General features: G+C 56.1%; 27 protein-coding genes. 1 reads left to right on the top strand and 26 read right to left on the bottom strand.

Annotation, left to right across the window (positions count from 1 at the left end; genetic code table 11):
• Positions 1-1,398, bottom strand: coding sequence for an MFS transporter (locus PGR6_RS25515; protein ID WP_019650831.1), 1,398 nt, complete (start codon positions 1,396-1,398; stop codon positions 1-3).
• Between the two features lie 191 nt (positions 1,399-1,589).
• Here PGR6_RS25515 and uvrA point away from each other — a divergent pair, with 191 nt between their 5' ends.
• Entirely contained in the window at positions 1,590-4,424 is a 2,835-nt protein-coding gene (gene uvrA / locus PGR6_RS25520; protein ID WP_007933691.1) for an excinuclease ABC subunit UvrA, read from the top strand.
• A 73-nt stretch (positions 4,425-4,497) separates the two neighbouring features.
• Here the strand turns inward: uvrA and bfr are convergent, their stop codons facing one another.
• The 25 genes from bfr to rpsS form a co-directional block, all read right to left on the bottom strand.
• Positions 4,498-4,962 carry a bacterioferritin gene (gene bfr, locus PGR6_RS25525; RefSeq protein ID WP_018925657.1) on the bottom strand — a complete coding sequence of 155 codons (465 nt, stop codon included), beginning with the start codon at positions 4,960-4,962 and terminating at the stop codon, positions 4,498-4,500.
• 150 nt (positions 4,963-5,112) lie between these two features.
• Positions 5,113-6,567, bottom strand: coding sequence for a catalase (locus PGR6_RS25530; RefSeq protein WP_064620710.1), 1,455 nt, complete (start codon positions 6,565-6,567; stop codon positions 5,113-5,115).
• 238 nt (positions 6,568-6,805) lie between these two features.
• A complete protein-coding gene (rplQ, locus tag PGR6_RS25535; protein WP_007924175.1) occupies positions 6,806-7,192 on the bottom strand; it encodes a 50S ribosomal protein L17 in 387 nt (128 codons plus the stop codon).
• Between the two features lie 42 nt (positions 7,193-7,234).
• Positions 7,235-8,236 (bottom strand): DNA-directed RNA polymerase subunit alpha, encoded by a 1,002-nt coding sequence (locus tag PGR6_RS25540; protein WP_003186012.1) that lies wholly within the window; start codon positions 8,234-8,236, stop codon positions 7,235-7,237.
• A 22-nt stretch (positions 8,237-8,258) separates the two neighbouring features.
• A complete protein-coding gene (gene rpsD / locus PGR6_RS25545) occupies positions 8,259-8,879 on the bottom strand; it encodes a 30S ribosomal protein S4 (protein WP_003176404.1) in 621 nt (206 codons plus the stop codon).
• 18 nt (positions 8,880-8,897) lie between these two features.
• Positions 8,898-9,287 carry a 30S ribosomal protein S11 gene (rpsK, locus tag PGR6_RS25550; protein WP_002555466.1) on the bottom strand — a complete coding sequence of 130 codons (390 nt, stop codon included), beginning with the start codon at positions 9,285-9,287 and terminating at the stop codon, positions 8,898-8,900.
• 30 nt (positions 9,288-9,317) lie between these two features.
• Positions 9,318-9,674: a 30S ribosomal protein S13 gene (gene rpsM, locus PGR6_RS25555; protein ID WP_003186020.1), complete on the bottom strand. Its 357-nt coding sequence runs from the start codon at positions 9,672-9,674 to the stop codon at positions 9,318-9,320.
• A gap of 130 nt (positions 9,675-9,804) precedes the next feature.
• Positions 9,805-9,921, bottom strand: a complete 117-nt coding sequence (rpmJ, locus tag PGR6_RS25560) for a 50S ribosomal protein L36 (RefSeq protein WP_002555468.1) — start codon at positions 9,919-9,921, stop codon at positions 9,805-9,807.
• Positions 9,922-9,948: 27 nt separating this feature from the next.
• A complete protein-coding gene (gene secY, locus PGR6_RS25565; RefSeq protein WP_003228718.1) occupies positions 9,949-11,277 on the bottom strand; it encodes a preprotein translocase subunit SecY in 1,329 nt (442 codons plus the stop codon).
• Positions 11,278-11,715 (bottom strand): 50S ribosomal protein L15, encoded by a 438-nt coding sequence (gene rplO, locus PGR6_RS25570; RefSeq protein ID WP_003228720.1) that lies wholly within the window; start codon positions 11,713-11,715, stop codon positions 11,278-11,280.
• 3 nt (positions 11,716-11,718) lie between these two features.
• A complete protein-coding gene (gene rpmD / locus PGR6_RS25575; protein ID WP_003176408.1) occupies positions 11,719-11,895 on the bottom strand; it encodes a 50S ribosomal protein L30 in 177 nt (58 codons plus the stop codon).
• A gap of 2 nt (positions 11,896-11,897) precedes the next feature.
• Positions 11,898-12,398 carry a 30S ribosomal protein S5 gene (gene rpsE, locus PGR6_RS25580; RefSeq protein ID WP_003186035.1) on the bottom strand — a complete coding sequence of 167 codons (501 nt, stop codon included), beginning with the start codon at positions 12,396-12,398 and terminating at the stop codon, positions 11,898-11,900.
• 3 nt (positions 12,399-12,401) lie between these two features.
• Positions 12,402-12,752 (bottom strand): 50S ribosomal protein L18, encoded by a 351-nt coding sequence (rplR, locus tag PGR6_RS25585; RefSeq protein WP_003186037.1) that lies wholly within the window; start codon positions 12,750-12,752, stop codon positions 12,402-12,404.
• A 10-nt stretch (positions 12,753-12,762) separates the two neighbouring features.
• Positions 12,763-13,296 (bottom strand): 50S ribosomal protein L6, encoded by a 534-nt coding sequence (rplF, locus tag PGR6_RS25590; RefSeq protein ID WP_003176412.1) that lies wholly within the window; start codon positions 13,294-13,296, stop codon positions 12,763-12,765.
• 12 nt (positions 13,297-13,308) lie between these two features.
• Entirely contained in the window at positions 13,309-13,701 is a 393-nt protein-coding gene (gene rpsH, locus PGR6_RS25595; RefSeq protein WP_003186040.1) for a 30S ribosomal protein S8, read from the bottom strand.
• A gap of 209 nt (positions 13,702-13,910) precedes the next feature.
• A complete protein-coding gene (gene rpsN, locus PGR6_RS25600; RefSeq protein WP_003176414.1) occupies positions 13,911-14,216 on the bottom strand; it encodes a 30S ribosomal protein S14 in 306 nt (101 codons plus the stop codon).
• Between the two features lie 13 nt (positions 14,217-14,229).
• Entirely contained in the window at positions 14,230-14,769 is a 540-nt protein-coding gene (gene rplE / locus PGR6_RS25605) for a 50S ribosomal protein L5 (protein ID WP_003210069.1), read from the bottom strand.
• 20 nt (positions 14,770-14,789) lie between these two features.
• A complete protein-coding gene (gene rplX, locus PGR6_RS25610; protein ID WP_007896770.1) occupies positions 14,790-15,104 on the bottom strand; it encodes a 50S ribosomal protein L24 in 315 nt (104 codons plus the stop codon).
• A gap of 11 nt (positions 15,105-15,115) precedes the next feature.
• Complete coding sequence (gene rplN, locus PGR6_RS25615) at positions 15,116-15,484, bottom strand: 50S ribosomal protein L14 (RefSeq protein WP_002555479.1); 369 nt, start codon at positions 15,482-15,484, stop codon at positions 15,116-15,118.
• 23 nt (positions 15,485-15,507) lie between these two features.
• Positions 15,508-15,774: a 30S ribosomal protein S17 gene (gene rpsQ, locus PGR6_RS25620; RefSeq protein WP_003176419.1), complete on the bottom strand. Its 267-nt coding sequence runs from the start codon at positions 15,772-15,774 to the stop codon at positions 15,508-15,510.
• 2 nt (positions 15,775-15,776) lie between these two features.
• Positions 15,777-15,968, bottom strand: coding sequence for a 50S ribosomal protein L29 (gene rpmC / locus PGR6_RS25625; protein WP_002555481.1), 192 nt, complete (start codon positions 15,966-15,968; stop codon positions 15,777-15,779).
• On the bottom strand, positions 15,968-16,381 hold the full coding sequence (gene rplP, locus PGR6_RS25630; protein WP_003228729.1) for a 50S ribosomal protein L16: 414 nt from the start codon (positions 16,379-16,381) through the stop codon (positions 15,968-15,970). Before rplP ends, rpmC begins: the two co-directional genes overlap by 1 nt.
• 12 nt (positions 16,382-16,393) lie before the next feature.
• On the bottom strand, positions 16,394-17,080 hold the full coding sequence (gene rpsC / locus PGR6_RS25635) for a 30S ribosomal protein S3 (protein ID WP_003176422.1): 687 nt from the start codon (positions 17,078-17,080) through the stop codon (positions 16,394-16,396).
• 13 nt (positions 17,081-17,093) lie between these two features.
• Positions 17,094-17,426 carry a 50S ribosomal protein L22 gene (gene rplV, locus PGR6_RS25640; RefSeq protein ID WP_003103908.1) on the bottom strand — a complete coding sequence of 111 codons (333 nt, stop codon included), beginning with the start codon at positions 17,424-17,426 and terminating at the stop codon, positions 17,094-17,096.
• 11 nt (positions 17,427-17,437) lie between these two features.
• On the bottom strand, positions 17,438-17,713 hold the full coding sequence (gene rpsS, locus PGR6_RS25645) for a 30S ribosomal protein S19 (protein ID WP_002555486.1): 276 nt from the start codon (positions 17,711-17,713) through the stop codon (positions 17,438-17,440).

Raw genomic sequence — 17,713 nt, forward strand, 5'->3', positions numbered from 1 at the left:
CTAGGCTACGCACGCTGCCTCGGCCGGGTTGTTCACCAGGCGCTCAAGGGTCGTGCGATCCAATAGTTCTGTGTCCAATTTGATGTAAATCGCCGCTTCATCAGCAACGATCACCGCATCTGTTACCCCTACGACGGCCTTCAGGCGCTCAACCAGACCCGCTTCGCGGATCGCCTCGGGCGACAACGGCAAGCGCAGGCTCGTGACGTAAGGTGGTTCACGCATGGTAACAGCAAAGGCCAGCCAAAGTGCAGCCAGCCCGGCACATCCCAGGAACACAACCGACAAACCGCCGTGCTGAAACAGCCAGCCGCCGAGGATCCCGCCCAGTGCCGAACCGAGGAACTGACTGGTGGAATAAACCCCCATCGCCGTGCCTTTGCCGCCTGCCGGTGAAACCTTGCTGATCAGCGACGGCAAGGACGCTTCCAGCAGATTGAACGCGGTGAAAAACACCACCGTGCCGATCACCAGAGCCCGCAAGCTGTCGCCGAACTGCCAGAAGAATAGCTCAGTGAGCATCAGCGTCAGCACCGCGCCCAATAAAACTCGTTTCATTTTGCGTTTCTTCTCGCCGTAGATAATGAACGGGATCATGGCGAAGAAGGAAATCAGCAGCGCAGCGAGGTACACCCACCAGTGCTGCTCCTTGGGCAAACCGGCTTTTTCGACCAGCGCCAGGGGCAATGCAACGAAGCTCGACATCAACATCGCGTGCAACACAAAAATGCCCAGGTCCAGGCGCAGCAGGTCCGGGTGCTTGAGCGTCGGGATCAGTGCCTGACGCGCGACACCAGACTCGCGGTGCTGCAATGGCCCGGTGGCGCGCGGCACCATGAACATCACGATGACGATACCGAGCAGCGCCATGCCGCCGGTGGCGAAGAACAGCCCCGAGAGGCCGAAGGCACGGGTCAGCAATGGCCCTACCACCATGGCAATCGCGAACGACAGACCGATCGTCATGCCGATCATGGCCATGGCTTTGGTCCGATGCTGTTCCCGGGTCAGGTCCGACAGCAATGCCATGACCGCCGCAGAAATCGCCCCGGCGCCCTGCAGGATGCGTCCGGCGATGACGCCCCAGATCGAATCGGCATTGGCCGCCAGCACGCTGCCCAGAGCGAAGACGATCAGCCCCAGGTAAATCACCGGACGACGACCGATGCGGTCGGAAATGAAGCCAAAGGGAATCTGAAAAATCGCCTGGGTCAGGCCGTAAGCGCCAATCGCCAACCCGATGAGGGCCGGGGTCGCGCCTGCCAGGTCCATCCCATAGGTCGCCAGCACCGGCAACACCATGAACATGCCAAGCATACGGAAGGCGAACACCAGGGCCAGACCGCTTGCTGCGCGGGTCTCACTGCCACTCATGCGTTCGCTGTGGGGATCGTGCATGGAAAAACCTCATCTGAACCGGCGGCGATTCTACCAGTCCCATCGATTGACGGGGTATATAGCGACGCTATGACGCGCGCAGATGACGCAATCTTCATGCAAGCTTGCGCGCCCCTCATTTGATAGTGTGCATCCATCCAGTATTTGGCCGTATACTCCTACGTTTTCGACGCCCGCCGAGCGAGGCCACTTTGGACAAGATCCTGATTCGTGGGGCCCGAACCCACAACCTGAAGAACATCGACCTGACCCTGCCACGGGACAAACTGATCGTCATCACCGGCCTGTCCGGATCCGGCAAGTCGTCCCTGGCCTTCGACACGCTGTACGCCGAAGGCCAGCGCCGCTATGTCGAATCGCTGTCGGCCTACGCCCGGCAATTCCTGTCGATGATGGAAAAACCTGACGTCGACACCATCGAAGGTCTGTCGCCAGCGATCTCCATCGAACAGAAGTCGACCTCGCACAACCCGCGCTCGACGGTTGGCACCATTACCGAAATCTACGATTACCTGCGCCTGCTCTACGCTCGCGTCGGTATTCCGCGCTGCCCGGACCACGACATTCCGCTGGAAGCCCAGACCGTCAGCCAGATGGTCGACCTGGTGCTGGCGCAACCGGAAGGCAGCAAACTGATGCTGTTGGCTCCGGTAATCCGCGAGCGCAAGGGTGAGCACCTCTCAGTCTTCGAAGAACTGCGGGCCCAGGGCTTTGTGCGCGCCCGGGTCAACGGCAAGCTCTGTGAGCTGGACGAGTTGCCGAAGCTGGATAAACAGAAGAAGCATTCGATCGATGTCGTGGTCGACCGCTTCAAGGTCCGCGCCGATCTGCAACAACGCCTGGCCGAATCGTTCGAGACCGCGCTGAAACTGGCGGACGGCATCGCTCTGGTGGCGCCAATGGACGACGAGCCCGGCGAAGAAATCATCTTCTCCGCACGCTTTGCCTGCCCGATCTGCGGCCACGCCATCAGCGAGCTGGAACCCAAACTGTTTTCCTTCAACAACCCGGCCGGCGCCTGCCCGACCTGCGATGGTTTGGGGGTTAAACAGTTCTTCGACACCAAACGATTGGTGAACAGTGAACTGACCTTGGCCGAAGGCGCGATCCGCGGCTGGGACCGGCGCAACGTCTATTACTTCCAGATGCTTGGCTCGCTGGCCGCCCACTACAAGTTCAGCCTCGAAGTGCCGTTCAACGAACTGCCGGCCGATCAACAGAAATTCATCCTGCACGGCAGTGGCTCGCAGAACGTCGACTTCAAGTACCTGAACGACCGCGGCGATATCGTCAAACGCTCGCACCCGTTCGAAGGCATCGTGCCGAACCTGGAACGCCGCTACCGCGAAACCGAATCGGCTTCGGTCCGCGAAGAGCTGGCCAAGTTCCTCAGCACCCAGCCTTGCCCGGATTGCCGTGGCACCCGTCTGCGTCGCGAGGCGCGACACGTGTGGGTTGGCGAGAAGACCTTGCCGGCGGTGACCAACTTGCCCATCGGCGATGCCTGCGAATACTTCGGCGTGCTGAAGCTGACCGGCCGCCGTGGCGAAATTGCCGACAAGATCCTCAAGGAAATCCGCGAACGCCTGCAGTTTCTGGTCAACGTTGGCCTGGACTATCTGTCACTGGATCGCAGTGCCGACACGCTGTCCGGCGGTGAGGCCCAGCGCATTCGCCTGGCCAGTCAGATTGGCGCCGGCCTGGTGGGGGTTCTGTACATCCTCGATGAACCGTCAATTGGCCTGCACCAGCGGGACAATGACCGATTGCTCGGCACCCTCAAGCACCTGCGTGACATAGGCAACACGGTCATCGTGGTCGAGCACGACGAAGACGCGATTCGTCTGGCTGACTATGTGGTGGACATTGGCCCGGGCGCAGGTGTGCACGGTGGACATATCGTTGCCGAAGGTACGCCGGACGAAGTCATGGCTCACCCTGATTCGCTGACCGGCAAGTATTTGTCGGGCCGGGTGAAGATCGCCGTTCCAGCCAAACGCACACCCCGTAACAAGAAGCTATCGCTGTCCCTCAAGGGTGCTCGCGGTAACAATTTGCGCAATGTCGATCTGGAGATTCCAATCGGCCTGCTGACCTGCGTGACCGGCGTGTCCGGCTCGGGCAAATCGACGCTGATCAACAACACGTTGTTTCCCTTGAGCGCTACCGCACTCAACGGGGCAACGACCCTGGAAGCGGCGGCTCACGACAGCATCAAGGGCCTTGAGCACCTGGATAAAGTCGTCGACATCGATCAGAGCCCGATCGGTCGCACACCGCGCTCCAACCCGGCGACCTACACCGGCTTGTTCACGCCAATTCGCGAGTTGTTCGCCGGCGTACCGGAATCGCGCTCCCGCGGTTACGGGCCGGGGCGTTTCTCCTTCAACGTGAAGGGCGGACGCTGTGAAGCCTGCCAGGGCGATGGCCTGATCAAAGTGGAGATGCACTTCCTGCCGGACATCTATGTCCCGTGCGACGTCTGCAAGAGCAAGCGCTACAACCGCGAAACCCTTGAGATCAAATACAAGGGCAAGAGCATCCACGAAACCCTCGAGATGACCATCGAGGAAGCCCGGGTGTTCTTCGACGCAGTTCCGGCCTTGGCGCGCAAGCTTCAGACGCTGATGGACGTAGGCCTTTCGTACATCAAGCTGGGACAATCGGCAACGACGCTGTCGGGTGGTGAGGCCCAGCGGGTGAAACTGTCCCGCGAGCTGTCCAAGCGCGATACCGGCAAGACCCTGTATATCCTCGATGAGCCAACTACCGGCCTGCACTTTGCGGATATCCAGCAACTGCTCGATGTTTTGCATCGCTTGCGCGACCATGGCAATACCGTGGTGGTGATCGAACACAACCTGGATGTGATCAAGACCGCCGACTGGTTGGTGGACCTGGGGCCGGAAGGCGGCTCCAAGGGCGGCCAGATTATTGCCGTCGGCACGCCGGAAGACGTGTCCGAGATGAAGCAGTCTCACACTGGCTACTACCTCAAACCACTGCTGGCTCGCGACAAGGCCTGAATCAGGCCCATGAAAAAAGCCCCTGTCACTTTGTCGGTGACAGGGGCTTTTTTGTGCGTCGTCGGCCTAAAAATCAGAACTGCGATTGCAGGTAATTCTCCAATCCGATCAACTTGATCAAACCCAGCTGTTTCTCCAGCCAATAGGTGTGATCTTCCTCGGTGTCGTTCAGCTGAATGCGCAAGATCTCGCGGGTGACATAGTCCTTGTGCCGCTCGCAAAGCTCGATGCCTTTGCACAGAGCTGCACGAACTTTATATTCCAGACGCAGGTCAGCGGCGAGCATGTCCGGCACGGTGGTGCCGACATCGAGATCGTCCGGACGCATGCGCGGCGTACCTTCGAGCATCAGGATCCGACGCATCAGCGCATCAGCGTGCTGAGCCTCTTCTTCCATCTCGTGGTTGATACGTTCGTAGAGCTCGGTGAACCCCCAGTCCTCGTACATCCGCGAATGGATGAAATATTGATCACGCGCTGCCAGTTCGCCTGTCAGCAACGTGTTGAGGTAATCGATTACGTCTGGGTGACCTTGCATCGCCCTACATCTCCCTGCTTGAAAGGCTGTAGTTTGAACCAACCTGACCTGAAGGTCACTCGCCCGCCGCAATAAAAGCGAAGATATTCTGAGAAAATGGGTTCAAATAACGCAAAAAACCGCCCTAATGAGGGCGGTTCTGCTTCTCGTTTAGACTTCGTTAAGCTGTACGCCCAACGCCTTCGCGATGCCTTCTCCATAAGCCGGATCGGCCTTGAAGAAATGCTGTAGCTGACGATCAACCACGTCGCCGGAAACCCCAGCCATTGCACCGGCAATGTTGTTGATCAGCAGCGCTTTCTGCTCATCGTTCATCAGACGGAACAGCGCACCCGCGTGACTGTAGTAGTCGGTATCTTCGCGATGATCGTAACGGTCAGCCGCGCCGCTCAAGGCCAAGGCAGGTTCCGCGTAGTGCGGTGCCTGTTTCGGTGATTCAACGTAGCTGTTCGGCTCGTAGTTCGGCGCCGCACCGCCATTACTGCCAAACGCCATCGAACCATCGCGCTGGTAAGTGTTGACCGGACTGCGAGGTGCATTCACTGGCAGCTGCTGGTGATTGGTGCCCACACGGTACCGGTGGGCATCCGCGTAAGCGAACACACGCCCCTGCAGCATGCGGTCAGGTGACAGGCCGACGCCTGGGACCATGTTGCTCGGACCGAACGCGGCCTGCTCGACTTCAGCGAAGTAGTTCAGCGGATTGCGGTTGAGCTCAAGCTCGCCCACTTCGATCAACGGGAACTCTTTCTGCGACCAGGTCTTGGTCACGTCAAACGGGTTCTCATAGTGAGTCGAGGCCTGAGCCTCGGTCATGATCTGAATGTTGACACTCCATTTCGGGAAGTCACCGCGCTCAATGGCGCCGAACAGGTCACGTTGTGCGTAATCCGGATCGGTGCCGGCCAGGCGCGCCGCTTCTGCCGGAGCGAGGTTCTTGATCCCTTGCTTGGTTTTATAGTGCCACTTCACCCAGTGACGCTCGCCATTGGCGTTGATCAAGCTGTAGGTGTGGCTGCCGAAGCCGTGCATGTGACGGTAACCGTCAGGGATGCCGCGATCCGAAAACAGGATAGTGACCTGGTGCAGCGCCTCAGGCGAATGCGACCAGAAATCCCACATCATCTGCGCGCTTTTCAGGTTGCTTTGCGGCAGACGCTTCTGGGTGTGGATAAAGTCAGGGAATTTCAGCGGATCACGGATGAAGAACACCGGCGTGTTGTTGCCGACGATGTCCCAGTTGCCTTCCTCGGTGTAGAACTTCAGGGCAAAACCACGTGGATCACGCTCGGTGTCAGCCGAGCCGCGCTCGCCACCCACGGTGGAGAATCGCAGGAAGGTCGGGGTTTGTTTGCCGACAGACTCAAACAGCTTGGCACTGGTGTATTGAGTGATATCGCGAGTCACAGTGAACGTGCCGTAAGCACCCGAGCCTTTGGCGTGTACGCGACGCTCCGGGATGTTTTCACGGTTGAAGTGGGCAAGCTTCTCGATCAGGTGGAAATCGTCGAGCAGCAGAGGGCCACGAGGGCCGGCGGAGCGGGAATTCTGGTTGTCGGCGACAGGAGCGCCACTGGCGGTCGTAAGTGTTTTGTTTTGGCTCATGCGATCTCTTCCTCTGTCAGTCTTGAACTGCCGGCTAAATCGGCTTGGTGGGAAGTATTGATCATCAACATGACAGTCACAAATTCATTAATTTGTAGACATCAATAGAAAATTACTAATGATCAACCCAAGCATATAGTGCCTATAGGGAAGGGTTTGAAGCTTGTACGCAGAGCGCATTTCTTGCAGGCACAAAAAACCGGGCACTAGGCCCGGTTCTTTGTTTCAGACTGACGTCTTACTCAGCGGATACAGCTTCACCGCCGACAGCACGATCAACCAACTCGACGTACGCCATAGGCGCGTTGTCGCCAGCGCGGAAACCGCACTTGAGGATGCGCAGGTAGCCACCCTCACGGGTAGCGTAACGCTTGCCCAGGTCGTTGAAGAGCTTACCAACGATAGCTTTCGAACGAGTACGGTCGAAAGCCAGACGGCGGTTAGCCAGGCTGTCTGTCTTGGCCAAAGTGATCAGCGGCTCAGCAACGCGGCGCAGTTCTTTGGCTTTTGGCAGTGTAGTTTTGATCAGCTCGTGCTCGAACAGCGACACCGCCATGTTTTGAAACATGGCCTTGCGGTGCGAGCTGGTGCGGCTCAGGTGACGACCACTTTTACGATGACGCATGGTTCATTCCTTACCAAACACAACGTTCGGTGATTACGACGATCAGGCAGTCGCCTTGTCGTCCTTCTTAAGACTTGCAGGCGGCCAGTTGTCGAGGCGCATGCCGAGGGACAGACCGCGGGAGGCCAGAACGTCCTTGATTTCAGTCAAGGATTTCTTGCCAAGGTTCGGAGTCTTCAACAGCTCTACTTCGGTACGCTGAATCAGGTCGCCGATGTAGTAGATGTTTTCCGCCTTAAGGCAGTTAGCCGAACGTACAGTCAGTTCCAGATCGTCAACCGGGCGAAGCAGGATCGGATCGATCTCGTCTTCCTGCTCGACAACCACTGGCTCACTGTCACCTTTGAGATCGACGAACGCAGCCAACTGCTGTTGCAGAATGGTTGCAGCACGGCGAATAGCCTCTTCAGGATCCAGGGTACCGTTGGTTTCCAGATCAATAACCAGCTTGTCCAGGTTAGTACGCTGTTCGACACGGGCGTTTTCCACCACGTATGCGATACGGCGAACCGGGCTGAACGAAGAGTCAAGCTGCAAGCGACCGATGCTGCGGCTTTCGTCTTCATCGCTCTGACGCGAGTCTGCCGGTTCATAACCACGACCACGAGCTACGGTGAGCTTCATGTTCAGGGCGCCGTTAGACGCCAGGTTAGCGATTACGTGATCGGGGTTAACGATCTCGACATCATGATCCAGCTGAATATCGGCAGCGGTAACCACCCCCGAACCCTTCTTCGACAAGGTCAGCGTAACTTCGTCTCGACCGTGCAGCTTGATAGCCAGACCTTTAAGGTTCAACAGGATTTCAATTACGTCTTCCTGTACACCTTCGATGGCGCTGTACTCGTGGAGCACACCGTCAATCTCGGCCTCGACTACTGCACAGCCGGGCATTGAGGACAACAGGATGCGGCGCAGCGCGTTGCCCAGGGTGTGGCCGAAACCACGCTCGAGAGGCTCGAGTGTGATCTTGGCGCGGGTTGGACTGACAACCTGCACATCAATATGGCGGGGTGTCAGGAACTCATTTACCGAAATCTGCATGGATGCACCTATTTTCTAGCCCTTACTTGGAGTAGAGCTCGACAATCAGGCTTTCGTTGATGTCGGCGGACAGATCACTGCGAGCAGGAACGTTCTTGAAAACGCCCGACTTCTTCTCAGTGTCTACTTCTACCCATTCTACGCGGCCACGTTGGGCACACAGATCGAGAGCTTGGACAATGCGAAGTTGGTTCTTTGCTTTCTCGCGAACTGCGACCACGTCACCAGCACGAACCTGGTAGGACGGAACGTTTACGGTCTGACCGTTAACGCTGATCGACTTGTGCGATACCAGCTGACGGGATTCGGCACGAGTAGAGCCAAAACCCATACGGTATACAACGTTGTCCAGACGGCATTCGAGCAGTTGCAACAGGTTTTCGCCAGTTGCGCCTTTCTTGCCAGCAGCTTCTTTGTAGTAGCCGCTGAATTGACGCTCGAGAACGCCGTAGATACGACGGACCTTCTGCTTTTCACGCAGTTGGGTGCCGTAGTCGGACTGGCGACCGCGGCGTTGGCCGTGGATACCAGGTGCTGCTTCGATGTTGCACTTCGATTCGATCGCGCGCACGCCGCTCTTCAGAAAGAGATCGGTGCCTTCGCGACGAGCGAGTTTGCATTTTGGACCAATGTAACGAGCCATTCTTTACAATCTCCTGGATTACACGCGGCGCTTCTTCGGCGGACGGCACCCGTTGTGCGGGATTGGCGTCACGTCGGTGATGCTGGCGATCTTGTAGCCACAGCCGTTCAAAGCGCGGACTGCGGATTCACGACCTGGACCTGGACCTTTGACGTTAACGTCGAGGTTTTTCAGGCCGTATTCCAGCGCAGCTTGACCAGCACGTTCAGCAGCTACTTGAGCAGCGAACGGGGTGGACTTGCGGGAACCGCGGAAACCCGAACCACCGGAGGTAGCCCAGGAAAGAGCGTTACCTTGACGGTCGGTGATGGTCACGATGGTGTTGTTAAAAGAAGCATGGATGTGGGCGATGCCATCAACCACTGTCTTTTTAACTTTTTTACGAGGACGAGCAGCAGGTTTTGCCATGATTAATTTCCTGTCGATTCGCTGGGGCGATTACTTGCGGATCGGCTTACGCGGACCTTTACGGGTACGCGCGTTGGTCTTGGTACGCTGACCGCGTACTGGCAGACCACGACGATGACGCAGACCGCGATAGCAACCGAGGTCCATCAAACGCTTGATTTTCATGTTGATTTCGCGACGCAGGTCACCTTCAGTGGTGAACTTCGCCACTTCGCCACGCAGCTGTTCAATCTGCTCGTCGCTCAGATCTTTGATCTTTGCCGCTGGGTTTACCCCAGTCACTGCACAAATTTTCTGTGCAGTAGTGCGACCAACACCATAGATGTAGGTCAGCGAGATAACAGTATGCTTGTTATCTGGAATGTTAACGCCTGCAATACGGGCCATTCAGTGGGACTCCAATTGACAGCTACCTACGCCCCGGAAGCCAAGAAATAGGGCGCGAGATAATATCGCTGTAATAACAAATAATCAACCCGGCAGCGCACTAGCTGCCGGGCTTGAAGCACAATCACACTCAGCCTTGGCGCTGTTTGTGACGCGGTTCCGCGCTGCAAATTACTCGAACAACACCTTCGCGGCGAATAATCTTGCAGTTACGGCACAGCTTTTTCACCGATGCACGAACTTTCATCACCAACTCCTCGAACCTTATGGGTACTCAGCGCAACATGCCGCTGCCGTAACCCTTCAGGTTGGCTTTCTTCATCAGGGATTCGTACTGGTGCGAAACGAGGTGCGATTGTACTTGGGACATGAAGTCCATCACAACCACGACCACGATCAGCAACGAGGTCCCGCCAAGGTAGAACGGTACGTTTGCTGCAACCACCAGGAACTGGGGCAACAGGCAGACGGCCGTCATGTAAAGAGCACCGAACATGGTCAAGCGAGTCAGAACGCCATCAATGTAGCGCGCAGACTGCTCACCTGGACGGATGCCCGGAATAAAGGCACCGGACTTCTTCAGGTTTTCCGCTACGTCTTTCGGATTGAACATCAACGCCGTATAGAAGAAGCAGAAGAAAATAATCCCTGCACTAAACAGCAGAATATTCAACGGCTGACCAGGAGCGATCGACTGCGAGATGTCCTGCAACCAGCCCATACCTTCAGACTGACCGAACCAGGCACCCAACGAAGCCGGGAACAGCAAAATGCTGCTCGCGAAAATAGCCGGAATAACACCGGCCATGTTCACCTTCAGCGGCAAGTGGCTGGTCTGCGCAGCGAAGACCTTACGGCCCTGCTGACGCTTGGCGTAGTGAACAGCAATACGACGCTGGCCACGCTCAATGAACACCACGAAACCGATAATCGCTACTGCCAGCAAACCGATGGCAACCAGGGCGAAGATGTTGATATCACCCTGACGTGCAGACTCGAAAGACTGCCCGATCGCTCTCGGAAGACCGGCGACGATACCCGAAAAAATCAACATCGAGATACCGTTGCCAACACCACGCTCAGTAATCTGCTCACCCAGCCACATCATGAACATCGCACCAGCCACAAAAGTGGATACCGCGACGAAATGGAAGCCAAAGTCACCAGTGAACGCAACGCCCTGCCCCGCCAGACCAATGGACATGCCAATAGCCTGGACGAGAGCGAGGACGACAGTGCCGTAGCGGGTGTACTGGCTGATCTTGCGACGGCCAGCTTCACCTTCCTTCTTCAACTGTTCCAGCTGCGGGCTGACGGCGGTCATCAGTTGCATGATGATCGATGCCGAAATGTACGGCATGATCCCCAGTGCAAAGATACTCATCCGCTCCAGCGCGCCGCCGGAAAACATGTTGAACAAGCTAAGAATGGTCCCCTCATTCTGTCGAAACAGGTCCGCGAGTCGGTCCGGGTTGATACCTGGAACCGGGATGTGTGCGCCTATTCGGTAGACGATAATCGCCAGGAACAGAAAACGCAGACGAGCCCAGAGTTCAGACATACCGCCTTTGCCGAGCGCAGAGAGAGCACCTTGCTTAGCCATTTATTCCTCGAACTTGCCGCCAGCTGCTTCGATAGCCGCACGCGCACCTTTGGTGGCGCCGATTCCCTTTCCGATGGTGACAGCGCGAGTAACTTCGCCGGACAGCATGATTTTCACACGCTGAACGTTGACGTTGATCACGTTGGCATCTTTCAGGGACTGCACGGTGACGATGTCGCCTTCCACTTTAGCCAGCTCGGACAGACGCACTTCTGCGCGGTCCATGGCTTTCAGGGAAACGAAACCAAACTTCGGCAGGCGACGATGCAGCGGCTGTTGACCGCCTTCAAAGCCTGGAGCAATGGTGCCACCGGAGCGGGAGGTTTGACCTTTGTGACCACGGCCACCAGTCTTACCCAAACCGCTACCGATACCACGGCCCGGACGATGCTTTTCGCGACGGGAACCCGGCGCTGGACTCAGATCATTGAGTTTCATCGATTAACCCTCGACACGCAGCATGTAGTAAGCCTTGTTGATCATCCCGCGATTCTCGGGAGTATCCTGGACTTCTACAGTGTGACCGATGCGACGCAGACCCAGACCCTTAACGCACAGTTTGTGGTTAGGGATGCGGCCGGTCATGCTTTTGATCAGCGTAACTTTAACGGTAGCCATGATCAGAAGATCTCCTTGACGCTTTTGCCACGCTTGGCGGCAATGGATTCAGGAGACTGCATTGCTTTCAAACCCTTGAAAGTGGCGTGAACCACGTTTACCGGGTTAGTCGAGCCGTAGCACTTGGCCAGAACGTTCTGAACGCCAGCAACTTCGAGGACAGCACGCATAGCGCCGCCAGCGATGATACCGGTACCTTCAGAAGCAGGCTGCATGTACACCTTCGAAGCGCCGTGGGCGGACTTCATTGCGTACTGCAGAGTGGTGCCGTTCAGATCAACCTGGATCATGTTGCGGCGAGCAGCTTCCATTGCCTTCTGGATCGCAGCAGGCACTTCACGCGACTTGCCACGGCCGAAGCCAACGCGCCCTTTACCATCACCAACCACGGTCAACGCGGTGAAAGTGAAGATACGGCCGCCTTTAACGGTTTTGGCTACGCGGTTAACTTGAACCAGCTTCTCGATGTAGCCTTCGTCGCGCTTTTGGTCGTTATTTGACATAACTTAGAACTCCAGCCCAGCTTCACGAGCAGCATCAGCCAGCGCCTTGACGCGGCCGTGGTACTTGAAGCCAGAGCGGTCGAAAGCCACCTGCGAGACGCCAGCGGCTTTAGCACGCGTAGCGACCAGCTGGCCAACCTTAGTGGCCGCGTCGATGTTGCCGGTGGCACCATCACGCAGTTCTTTATCCAAAGTCGAGGCACTTGCCAGGACTTTGTTGCCGTCGGCCGAAATGACCTGGGCGTAGATGTGCTGCGACGAGCGGAACACGCAGAGACGCACGACTTCGAGTTCGTGCATTTTCAGGCGTGCTTTGCGAGCGCGACGCAGTCGAGTAACTTTTTTGTCGGTCATTTGCTATGCCCTACTTCTTCTTGGCTTCTTTACGACGGACGACTTCGTCCGCGTAGCGCACACCTTTGCCTTTGTACGGCTCTGGTGGACGGAAGTCGCGGATCTCGGCGGCCACTTGACCTACCAGCTGCTTGTCGATGCCCTTGATCAGGATATCGGTCTGGCTAGGAGTCTCAGCGGTGATGCCTTCCGGCAGTTCATAATCCACTGGGTGCGAGAAGCCAAGAGCCAGGTTCAGCACTGTGCCTTTTGCTTGCGCTTTGTAACCAACACCGACCAGCTGGAGCTTACGCTCGAAGCCTTGGCTTACGCCTTGGACCATGTTGTTTACCAACGCACGAGTGGTACCAGCCATTGCGCGAGTTTGTTGATCGCCATTGCGAGCAGCGAAACGCAGCTCACCAGCCTCTTCAACGATCTCAACGGACGAATGGATGTTCAGTTCGAGAGTGCCCTTGGCACCCTTCACCGAAAGCTGTTGGCCTGCGAATTTGACTTCGACACCGGCTGGCAGCTTAACGGGGTTCTTAGCGACGCGTGACATGCTTATCCCCCCTTAGAACACAGTGCAAAGAACTTCGCCGCCGACACCGGCAGCGCGCGCAGCACGATCCGTCATCACACCTTTGTTGGTGGAGACGATAGACACACCGAGACCGCCACGAACTTTTGGCAGATCATCGACGGACTTGTACTGACGCAGGCCTGGACGGCTAACGCGCTTCACTTCCTCGATGACCGGACGGCCTTCGAAGTACTTCAGCTCGATGGACAGCAGTGGCTTGATTTCGCTGCTGATCTGATAACCCGCAATGTAACCTTCGTCCTTCAGGACTTTGGCAACAGCTACCTTCAAAGTAGAAGATGGCATGCTTACGACGGACTTTTCAGCCATCTGGGCATTACGGATTCGAGTTAGCATGTCCGCTAACGGGTCCTGCATACTCATGGGCTAGACGCTCCTAATACACAAAAAATTAGCCTTGCGGCTACTACGTGTCGCCGAGTACATCCGCGCAAAAAAACACGGGCTCAGGCGAGCCGGGTATTCTAGACACACCCCACAAATGAATCAAGCCCCAATAGGGGCTTGATTCAAGTTCAAGGTCTCCGATGGTCAGGATCTTGCGACCCCGAACACCGAGACTTCGACAGTGCTTACCAGCTGGCTTTAACCAGACCAGGTACGTCACCACGCATTGCAGCTTCACGCAGTTTGTTACGGCCAAGGCCGAACTTGCGGTAAACGCCGTGTGGACGACCGGTCAGGCGGCAGCGGTTACGCATGCGCGAAGCGCTTGCGTCACGTGGCTGCTTCTGCAGGGCTACTGTAGCTTCCCAACGCGCTTCTGGACTTGCGTTCAGATCAACGATGATAGCTTTCAGTGCTGCACGCTTTTTGGCGTACTTGGCAACCGTGAGCTGACGCTTCAGCTCGCGGTTTTTCATGCTCATCTTGGCCATTTTCCTACTCCAATCAGTTGCGGAACGGGAATTTGAAAGCACGCAACAGGGCGCGACCTTCATCATCGTTCTTGGCAGTGGTGGTCAGGGTAATGTCCAGACCGCGGAGAGCATCGATCTTGTCGTAGTCGATTTCCGGGAAGATGATCTGCTCTTTAACGCCCATGCTGTAGTTACCACGACCATCGAAGGACTTGGCATTCAGGCCGCGGAAGTCGCGAACCCGAGGCAGGGAGATCGACAGCAGACGATCCAGGAACTCGTACATACGCTCACGGCGCAGGGTCACTTTGACGCCGATCGGCCAACCTTCACGGACTTTAAAGCCAGCGATGGATTTCCGAGCGTAGGTCACAACGACTTTCTGGCCGGTGATCTTTTCCAGGTCAGCAACAGCGTGCTCGATGACTTTTTTGTCGCCGATCGCTTCGCCCAGACCCATGTTCAGGGTGATTTTGGTAACGCGCGGAACTTCCATCACGTTCGAAAGCTTAAGTTCTTCCTTAAGTTTCGGTGCGATTTCCTTCCGGTAAATCTCTTTTAGTCGTGCCATGGTCTTCTACCTAGCAGTGTTCAAGCATCAACCGCTTTTTGGGTCGACTTGAAGACACGAATTTTCTTACCGTCTTCTACTTTGAAACCAACGCGGTCAGCCTTGTTGGTTTCGCCGTTGAAGATGGCGACGTTGGAAGCGTGCAGTGGCGCTTCTTTCTCGACGATACCGCCCTGTACGCCCGACATCGGGTTAGGCTTGGTATGACGCTTGACCAGGTTCAGACCACCAACGACCAGACGGTCATCAGCAAGAACCTTCAGCACCTTACCGCGCTTACCTTTGTCTTTGCCGGCGATCACGATGATCTCGTCGTCACGACGAATCTTTTGCATGTCGGATCTCCTTACAGCACTTCTGGGGCGAGCGAGACGATCTTCATGAACTTCTCAGTACGAAGTTCACGGGTCACTGGCCCAAAGATACGGGTGCCGATCGGCTCTTGCTTGTTGTTCAGAAGAACAGCAGCGTTGCCATCAAAGCGGATAATGGAGCCATCTGCACGGCGAACGCCGTGACGAGTGCGGACTACAACAGCAGTCATCACTTGGCCTTTTTTCACCTTACCGCGAGGAATTGCTTCCTTCACGGTAACTTTGATGATGTCACCGATACCAGCGTAACGACGATGGGAGCCACCCAGCACCTTGATGCACATAACGCGGCGAGCGCCGCTGTTATCGGCCACATCGAGCATGGATTGAGTCTGAATCATATAATTTCTCCGACCCCTAGTCCTTAGACTTCCACAGCGCGTTCGAGAACATCAACCAGCGCCCAAGACTTGGTCTTGGCCAAAGGACGAGTTTCACGAATAGTGACTTTGTCGCCGATGTGGCACTGATTGGTTTCGTCGTGCGCGTGCAGCTTAGTCGAACGCTTAACGTATTTACCGTAGATCGGGTGCTTAACGCGACGCTCGATCAGAACGGTGATGGTTTTGTCCATCTTGTCGCTGACAACACGGCCAGTCAGCGTACGGACAGTTTTTTCGGCTTCAGCCATGATTACTTACCTGCCTGCTGGTTGAGCACAGTCTTCACGCGAGCGATGTCACGCTTAACTTGCGAGAGCAGATGAGACTGCCCCAACTGGCCAGTTGCTTTCTGCATACGCAGATTGAACTGGTCGCGCAGCAGGCCGAGCAGTTGCTCGTTCAGCTGCTGTGCGGATTTTTCACGAAGTTCATTCGCTTTCATCACATCACCGTCCGTTTAACAAAGGAGGTGGCGAGCGGCAGCTTTGCAGCAGCCAGGGCGAAAGCCTCACGCGCCAGCTCTTCAGAAACACCCTCGATTTCATACAGGACTTTGCCTGGCTGAATCTGGGCAACCCAGTATTCCACGTTACCCTTACCTTTACCCATCCGAACTTCGAGTGGCTTTTTGGAAATAGGCTTGTCCGGGAATACACGGATCCAGATCTTGCCGCCACGTTTAACGTGACGGGTCAGTGCACGACGCGCTGACTCGATCTGACGAGCGGTGAGACGACCACGAGCAACAGACTTCAGCGCGAACTCGCCGAAGCTGACTTTGCTACCGCGCAATGCCAGGCCACGGTTGTGACCAGTCATTTGCTTGCGGAACTTCGTACGCTTTGGTTGCAACATTTGGCGTACCCCTTACTTAGCAGCTTTTTTACGAGGCGCTGGTGCTTGTGGTTTCAGTTCTTCTTGGCGACCACCAATTACTTCGCCTTTGAAGATCCAAACCTTTACACCGATCACACCATAAGTGGTGTGAGCTTCGTAGTTGGCATAGTCGATGTCGGCACGCAGGGTGTGCAGAGGCACACGACCTTCGCGATACCATTCAGTACGTGCGATTTCAGCACCGCCGAGACGACCGCTCACTTGGATTTTGATGCCTTTGGCACCAATGCGCATGGCGTTCTGAACAGCGCGCTTCATAGCGCGACGGAACATTACGCGACGCTCCAGCTGCTGAGCTACGCTCTGCGCAACCAGCATACCGTCGAGCTCCGGCTTGCGGATCTCTTCGATATTGATGTGCACAGGCACACCCATTTGCTTGGTCAGGTCCTGACGCAGTTTCTCAACATCTTCACCTTTCTTCCCGATAACGATACCTGGACGAGCGGTGTGGATGGTGATACGTGCAGTTTGGGCCGGACGATGGATATCGATACGGCTTACGGACGCGCTTTTTAGTTTGTCTTGGAGATACTCACGCACCTTCAGATCAGCGAACAAGTAGTCCGCATAAGTCCGACCGTCTGCGTACCAGACGGAGGTGTGCTCCTTGACGATTCCCAGGCGAATGCCAATGGGATGTACTTTCTGACCCATCTCTTCGACTCCGTTACTTGTCAGCAACCTTGACAGTGATATGGCAAGACCGCTTGACGATGCGATCAGCACGGCCTTTGGCACGTGGCATGATGCGCTTCAGCGAACGCCCTTCGTTAACGAAAACGGTGCTGACTTTCAGGTCATCAACGTCTGCGCCTTCGTTATGCTCGGCGTTGGCTACGGCCGACTCCAGCACTTTCTTCATGATCTCGGCGGCTTTCTTACTGCTGAAAGCCAACAGGTTGAGCGCTTCGCCCACCTTCTTCCCGCGGATCTGGTCGGCGACCAAGCGGGCTTTCTGGGCGGAGATTCGAGCGCCCGACAACTTAGCGGCTACTTCCATTTCCTAACCCCTTAACGCTTGGCTTTCTTGTCTGCCACGTGCCCACGATATGTGCGGGTACCGGCGAACTCGCCCAGTTTGTGGCCGACCATGTCTTCGTTAACGAGAACTGGGACGTGTTGACGACCGTTGTGTACTGCGATGGTCAGACCGACCATTTGTGGCAGGATCATCGAGCGACGCGACCAGGTTTTAACTGGTTTGCGATCGTTCTTTTCCGCCGCCACTTCGATCTTCTTCAGTAGGTGAAGATCGATAAAAGGACCTTTTTTCAGAGAACGTGGCAC

This window comes from Pseudomonas sp. GR 6-02, from assembly GCF_001655615.1.
GTDB lineage: Bacteria > Pseudomonadota > Gammaproteobacteria > Pseudomonadales > Pseudomonadaceae > Aquipseudomonas.

What these genes read in the sequence shown, in the direction of transcription:
- PGR6_RS25515 (WP_019650831.1), bottom strand. Translation starts at nt 1,398, where the DNA reads ATGCACGATCCCCACAGCGAACGCATGAGTGGCAGTGAGACCCGCGCA.
- bfr (WP_018925657.1), bottom strand. Translation starts at nt 4,962, where the DNA reads ATGCAAGGTCACCCAGACGTAATCGATTACCTCAACACGTTGCTGACA.
- PGR6_RS25530 (WP_064620710.1), bottom strand. Translation starts at nt 6,567, where the DNA reads ATGAGCCAAAACAAAACACTTACGACCGCCAGTGGCGCTCCTGTCGCC.
- rplQ (WP_007924175.1), bottom strand. Translation starts at nt 7,192, where the DNA reads ATGCGTCATCGTAAAAGTGGTCGTCACCTGAGCCGCACCAGCTCGCAC.
- PGR6_RS25540 (WP_003186012.1), bottom strand. Translation starts at nt 8,236, where the DNA reads ATGCAGATTTCGGTAAATGAGTTCCTGACACCCCGCCATATTGATGTG.
- rpsD (WP_003176404.1), bottom strand. Translation starts at nt 8,879, where the DNA reads ATGGCTCGTTACATTGGTCCAAAATGCAAACTCGCTCGTCGCGAAGGC.
- rpsK (WP_002555466.1), bottom strand. Translation starts at nt 9,287, where the DNA reads ATGGCAAAACCTGCTGCTCGTCCTCGTAAAAAAGTTAAAAAGACAGTG.
- rpsM (WP_003186020.1), bottom strand. Translation starts at nt 9,674, where the DNA reads ATGGCCCGTATTGCAGGCGTTAACATTCCAGATAACAAGCATACTGTT.
- rpmJ (WP_002555468.1), bottom strand. Translation starts at nt 9,921, where the DNA reads ATGAAAGTTCGTGCATCGGTGAAAAAGCTGTGCCGTAACTGCAAGATT.
- secY (WP_003228718.1), bottom strand. Translation starts at nt 11,277, where the DNA reads ATGGCTAAGCAAGGTGCTCTCTCTGCGCTCGGCAAAGGCGGTATGTCT.
- rplO (WP_003228720.1), bottom strand. Translation starts at nt 11,715, where the DNA reads ATGAAACTCAATGATCTGAGTCCAGCGCCGGGTTCCCGTCGCGAAAAG.
- rpmD (WP_003176408.1), bottom strand. Translation starts at nt 11,895, where the DNA reads ATGGCTACCGTTAAAGTTACGCTGATCAAAAGCATGACCGGCCGCATC.
- rpsE (WP_003186035.1), bottom strand. Translation starts at nt 12,398, where the DNA reads ATGTCAAATAACGACCAAAAGCGCGACGAAGGCTACATCGAGAAGCTG.
- rplR (WP_003186037.1), bottom strand. Translation starts at nt 12,752, where the DNA reads ATGACCGACAAAAAAGTTACTCGACTGCGTCGCGCTCGCAAAGCACGC.
- rplF (WP_003176412.1), bottom strand. Translation starts at nt 13,296, where the DNA reads ATGTCACGCGTCGCTAAGAACCCCGTTAAGCTGCCAGCCGGTGTCGAA.
- rpsH (WP_003186040.1), bottom strand. Translation starts at nt 13,701, where the DNA reads ATGAGTATGCAGGACCCGTTAGCGGACATGCTAACTCGAATCCGTAAT.
- rpsN (WP_003176414.1), bottom strand. Translation starts at nt 14,216, where the DNA reads ATGGCCAAGATGAGCATGAAAAACCGCGAGCTGAAGCGTCAGCTCACG.
- rplE (WP_003210069.1), bottom strand. Translation starts at nt 14,769, where the DNA reads ATGGCACGACTAAAAGAGATTTACCGGAAGGAAATCGCACCGAAACTT.
- rplX (WP_007896770.1), bottom strand. Translation starts at nt 15,104, where the DNA reads ATGCAAAAGATTCGTCGTGACGACGAGATCATCGTGATCGCCGGCAAA.
- rplN (WP_002555479.1), bottom strand. Translation starts at nt 15,484, where the DNA reads ATGATTCAGACTCAATCCATGCTCGATGTGGCCGATAACAGCGGCGCT.
- rpsQ (WP_003176419.1), bottom strand. Translation starts at nt 15,774, where the DNA reads ATGGCTGAAGCCGAAAAAACTGTCCGTACGCTGACTGGCCGTGTTGTC.
- rpmC (WP_002555481.1), bottom strand. Translation starts at nt 15,968, where the DNA reads ATGAAAGCGAATGAACTTCGTGAAAAATCCGCACAGCAGCTGAACGAG.
- rplP (WP_003228729.1), bottom strand. Translation starts at nt 16,381, where the DNA reads ATGTTGCAACCAAAGCGTACGAAGTTCCGCAAGCAAATGACTGGTCAC.
- rpsC (WP_003176422.1), bottom strand. Translation starts at nt 17,080, where the DNA reads ATGGGTCAGAAAGTACATCCCATTGGCATTCGCCTGGGAATCGTCAAG.
- rplV (WP_003103908.1), bottom strand. Translation starts at nt 17,426, where the DNA reads ATGGAAGTAGCCGCTAAGTTGTCGGGCGCTCGAATCTCCGCCCAGAAA.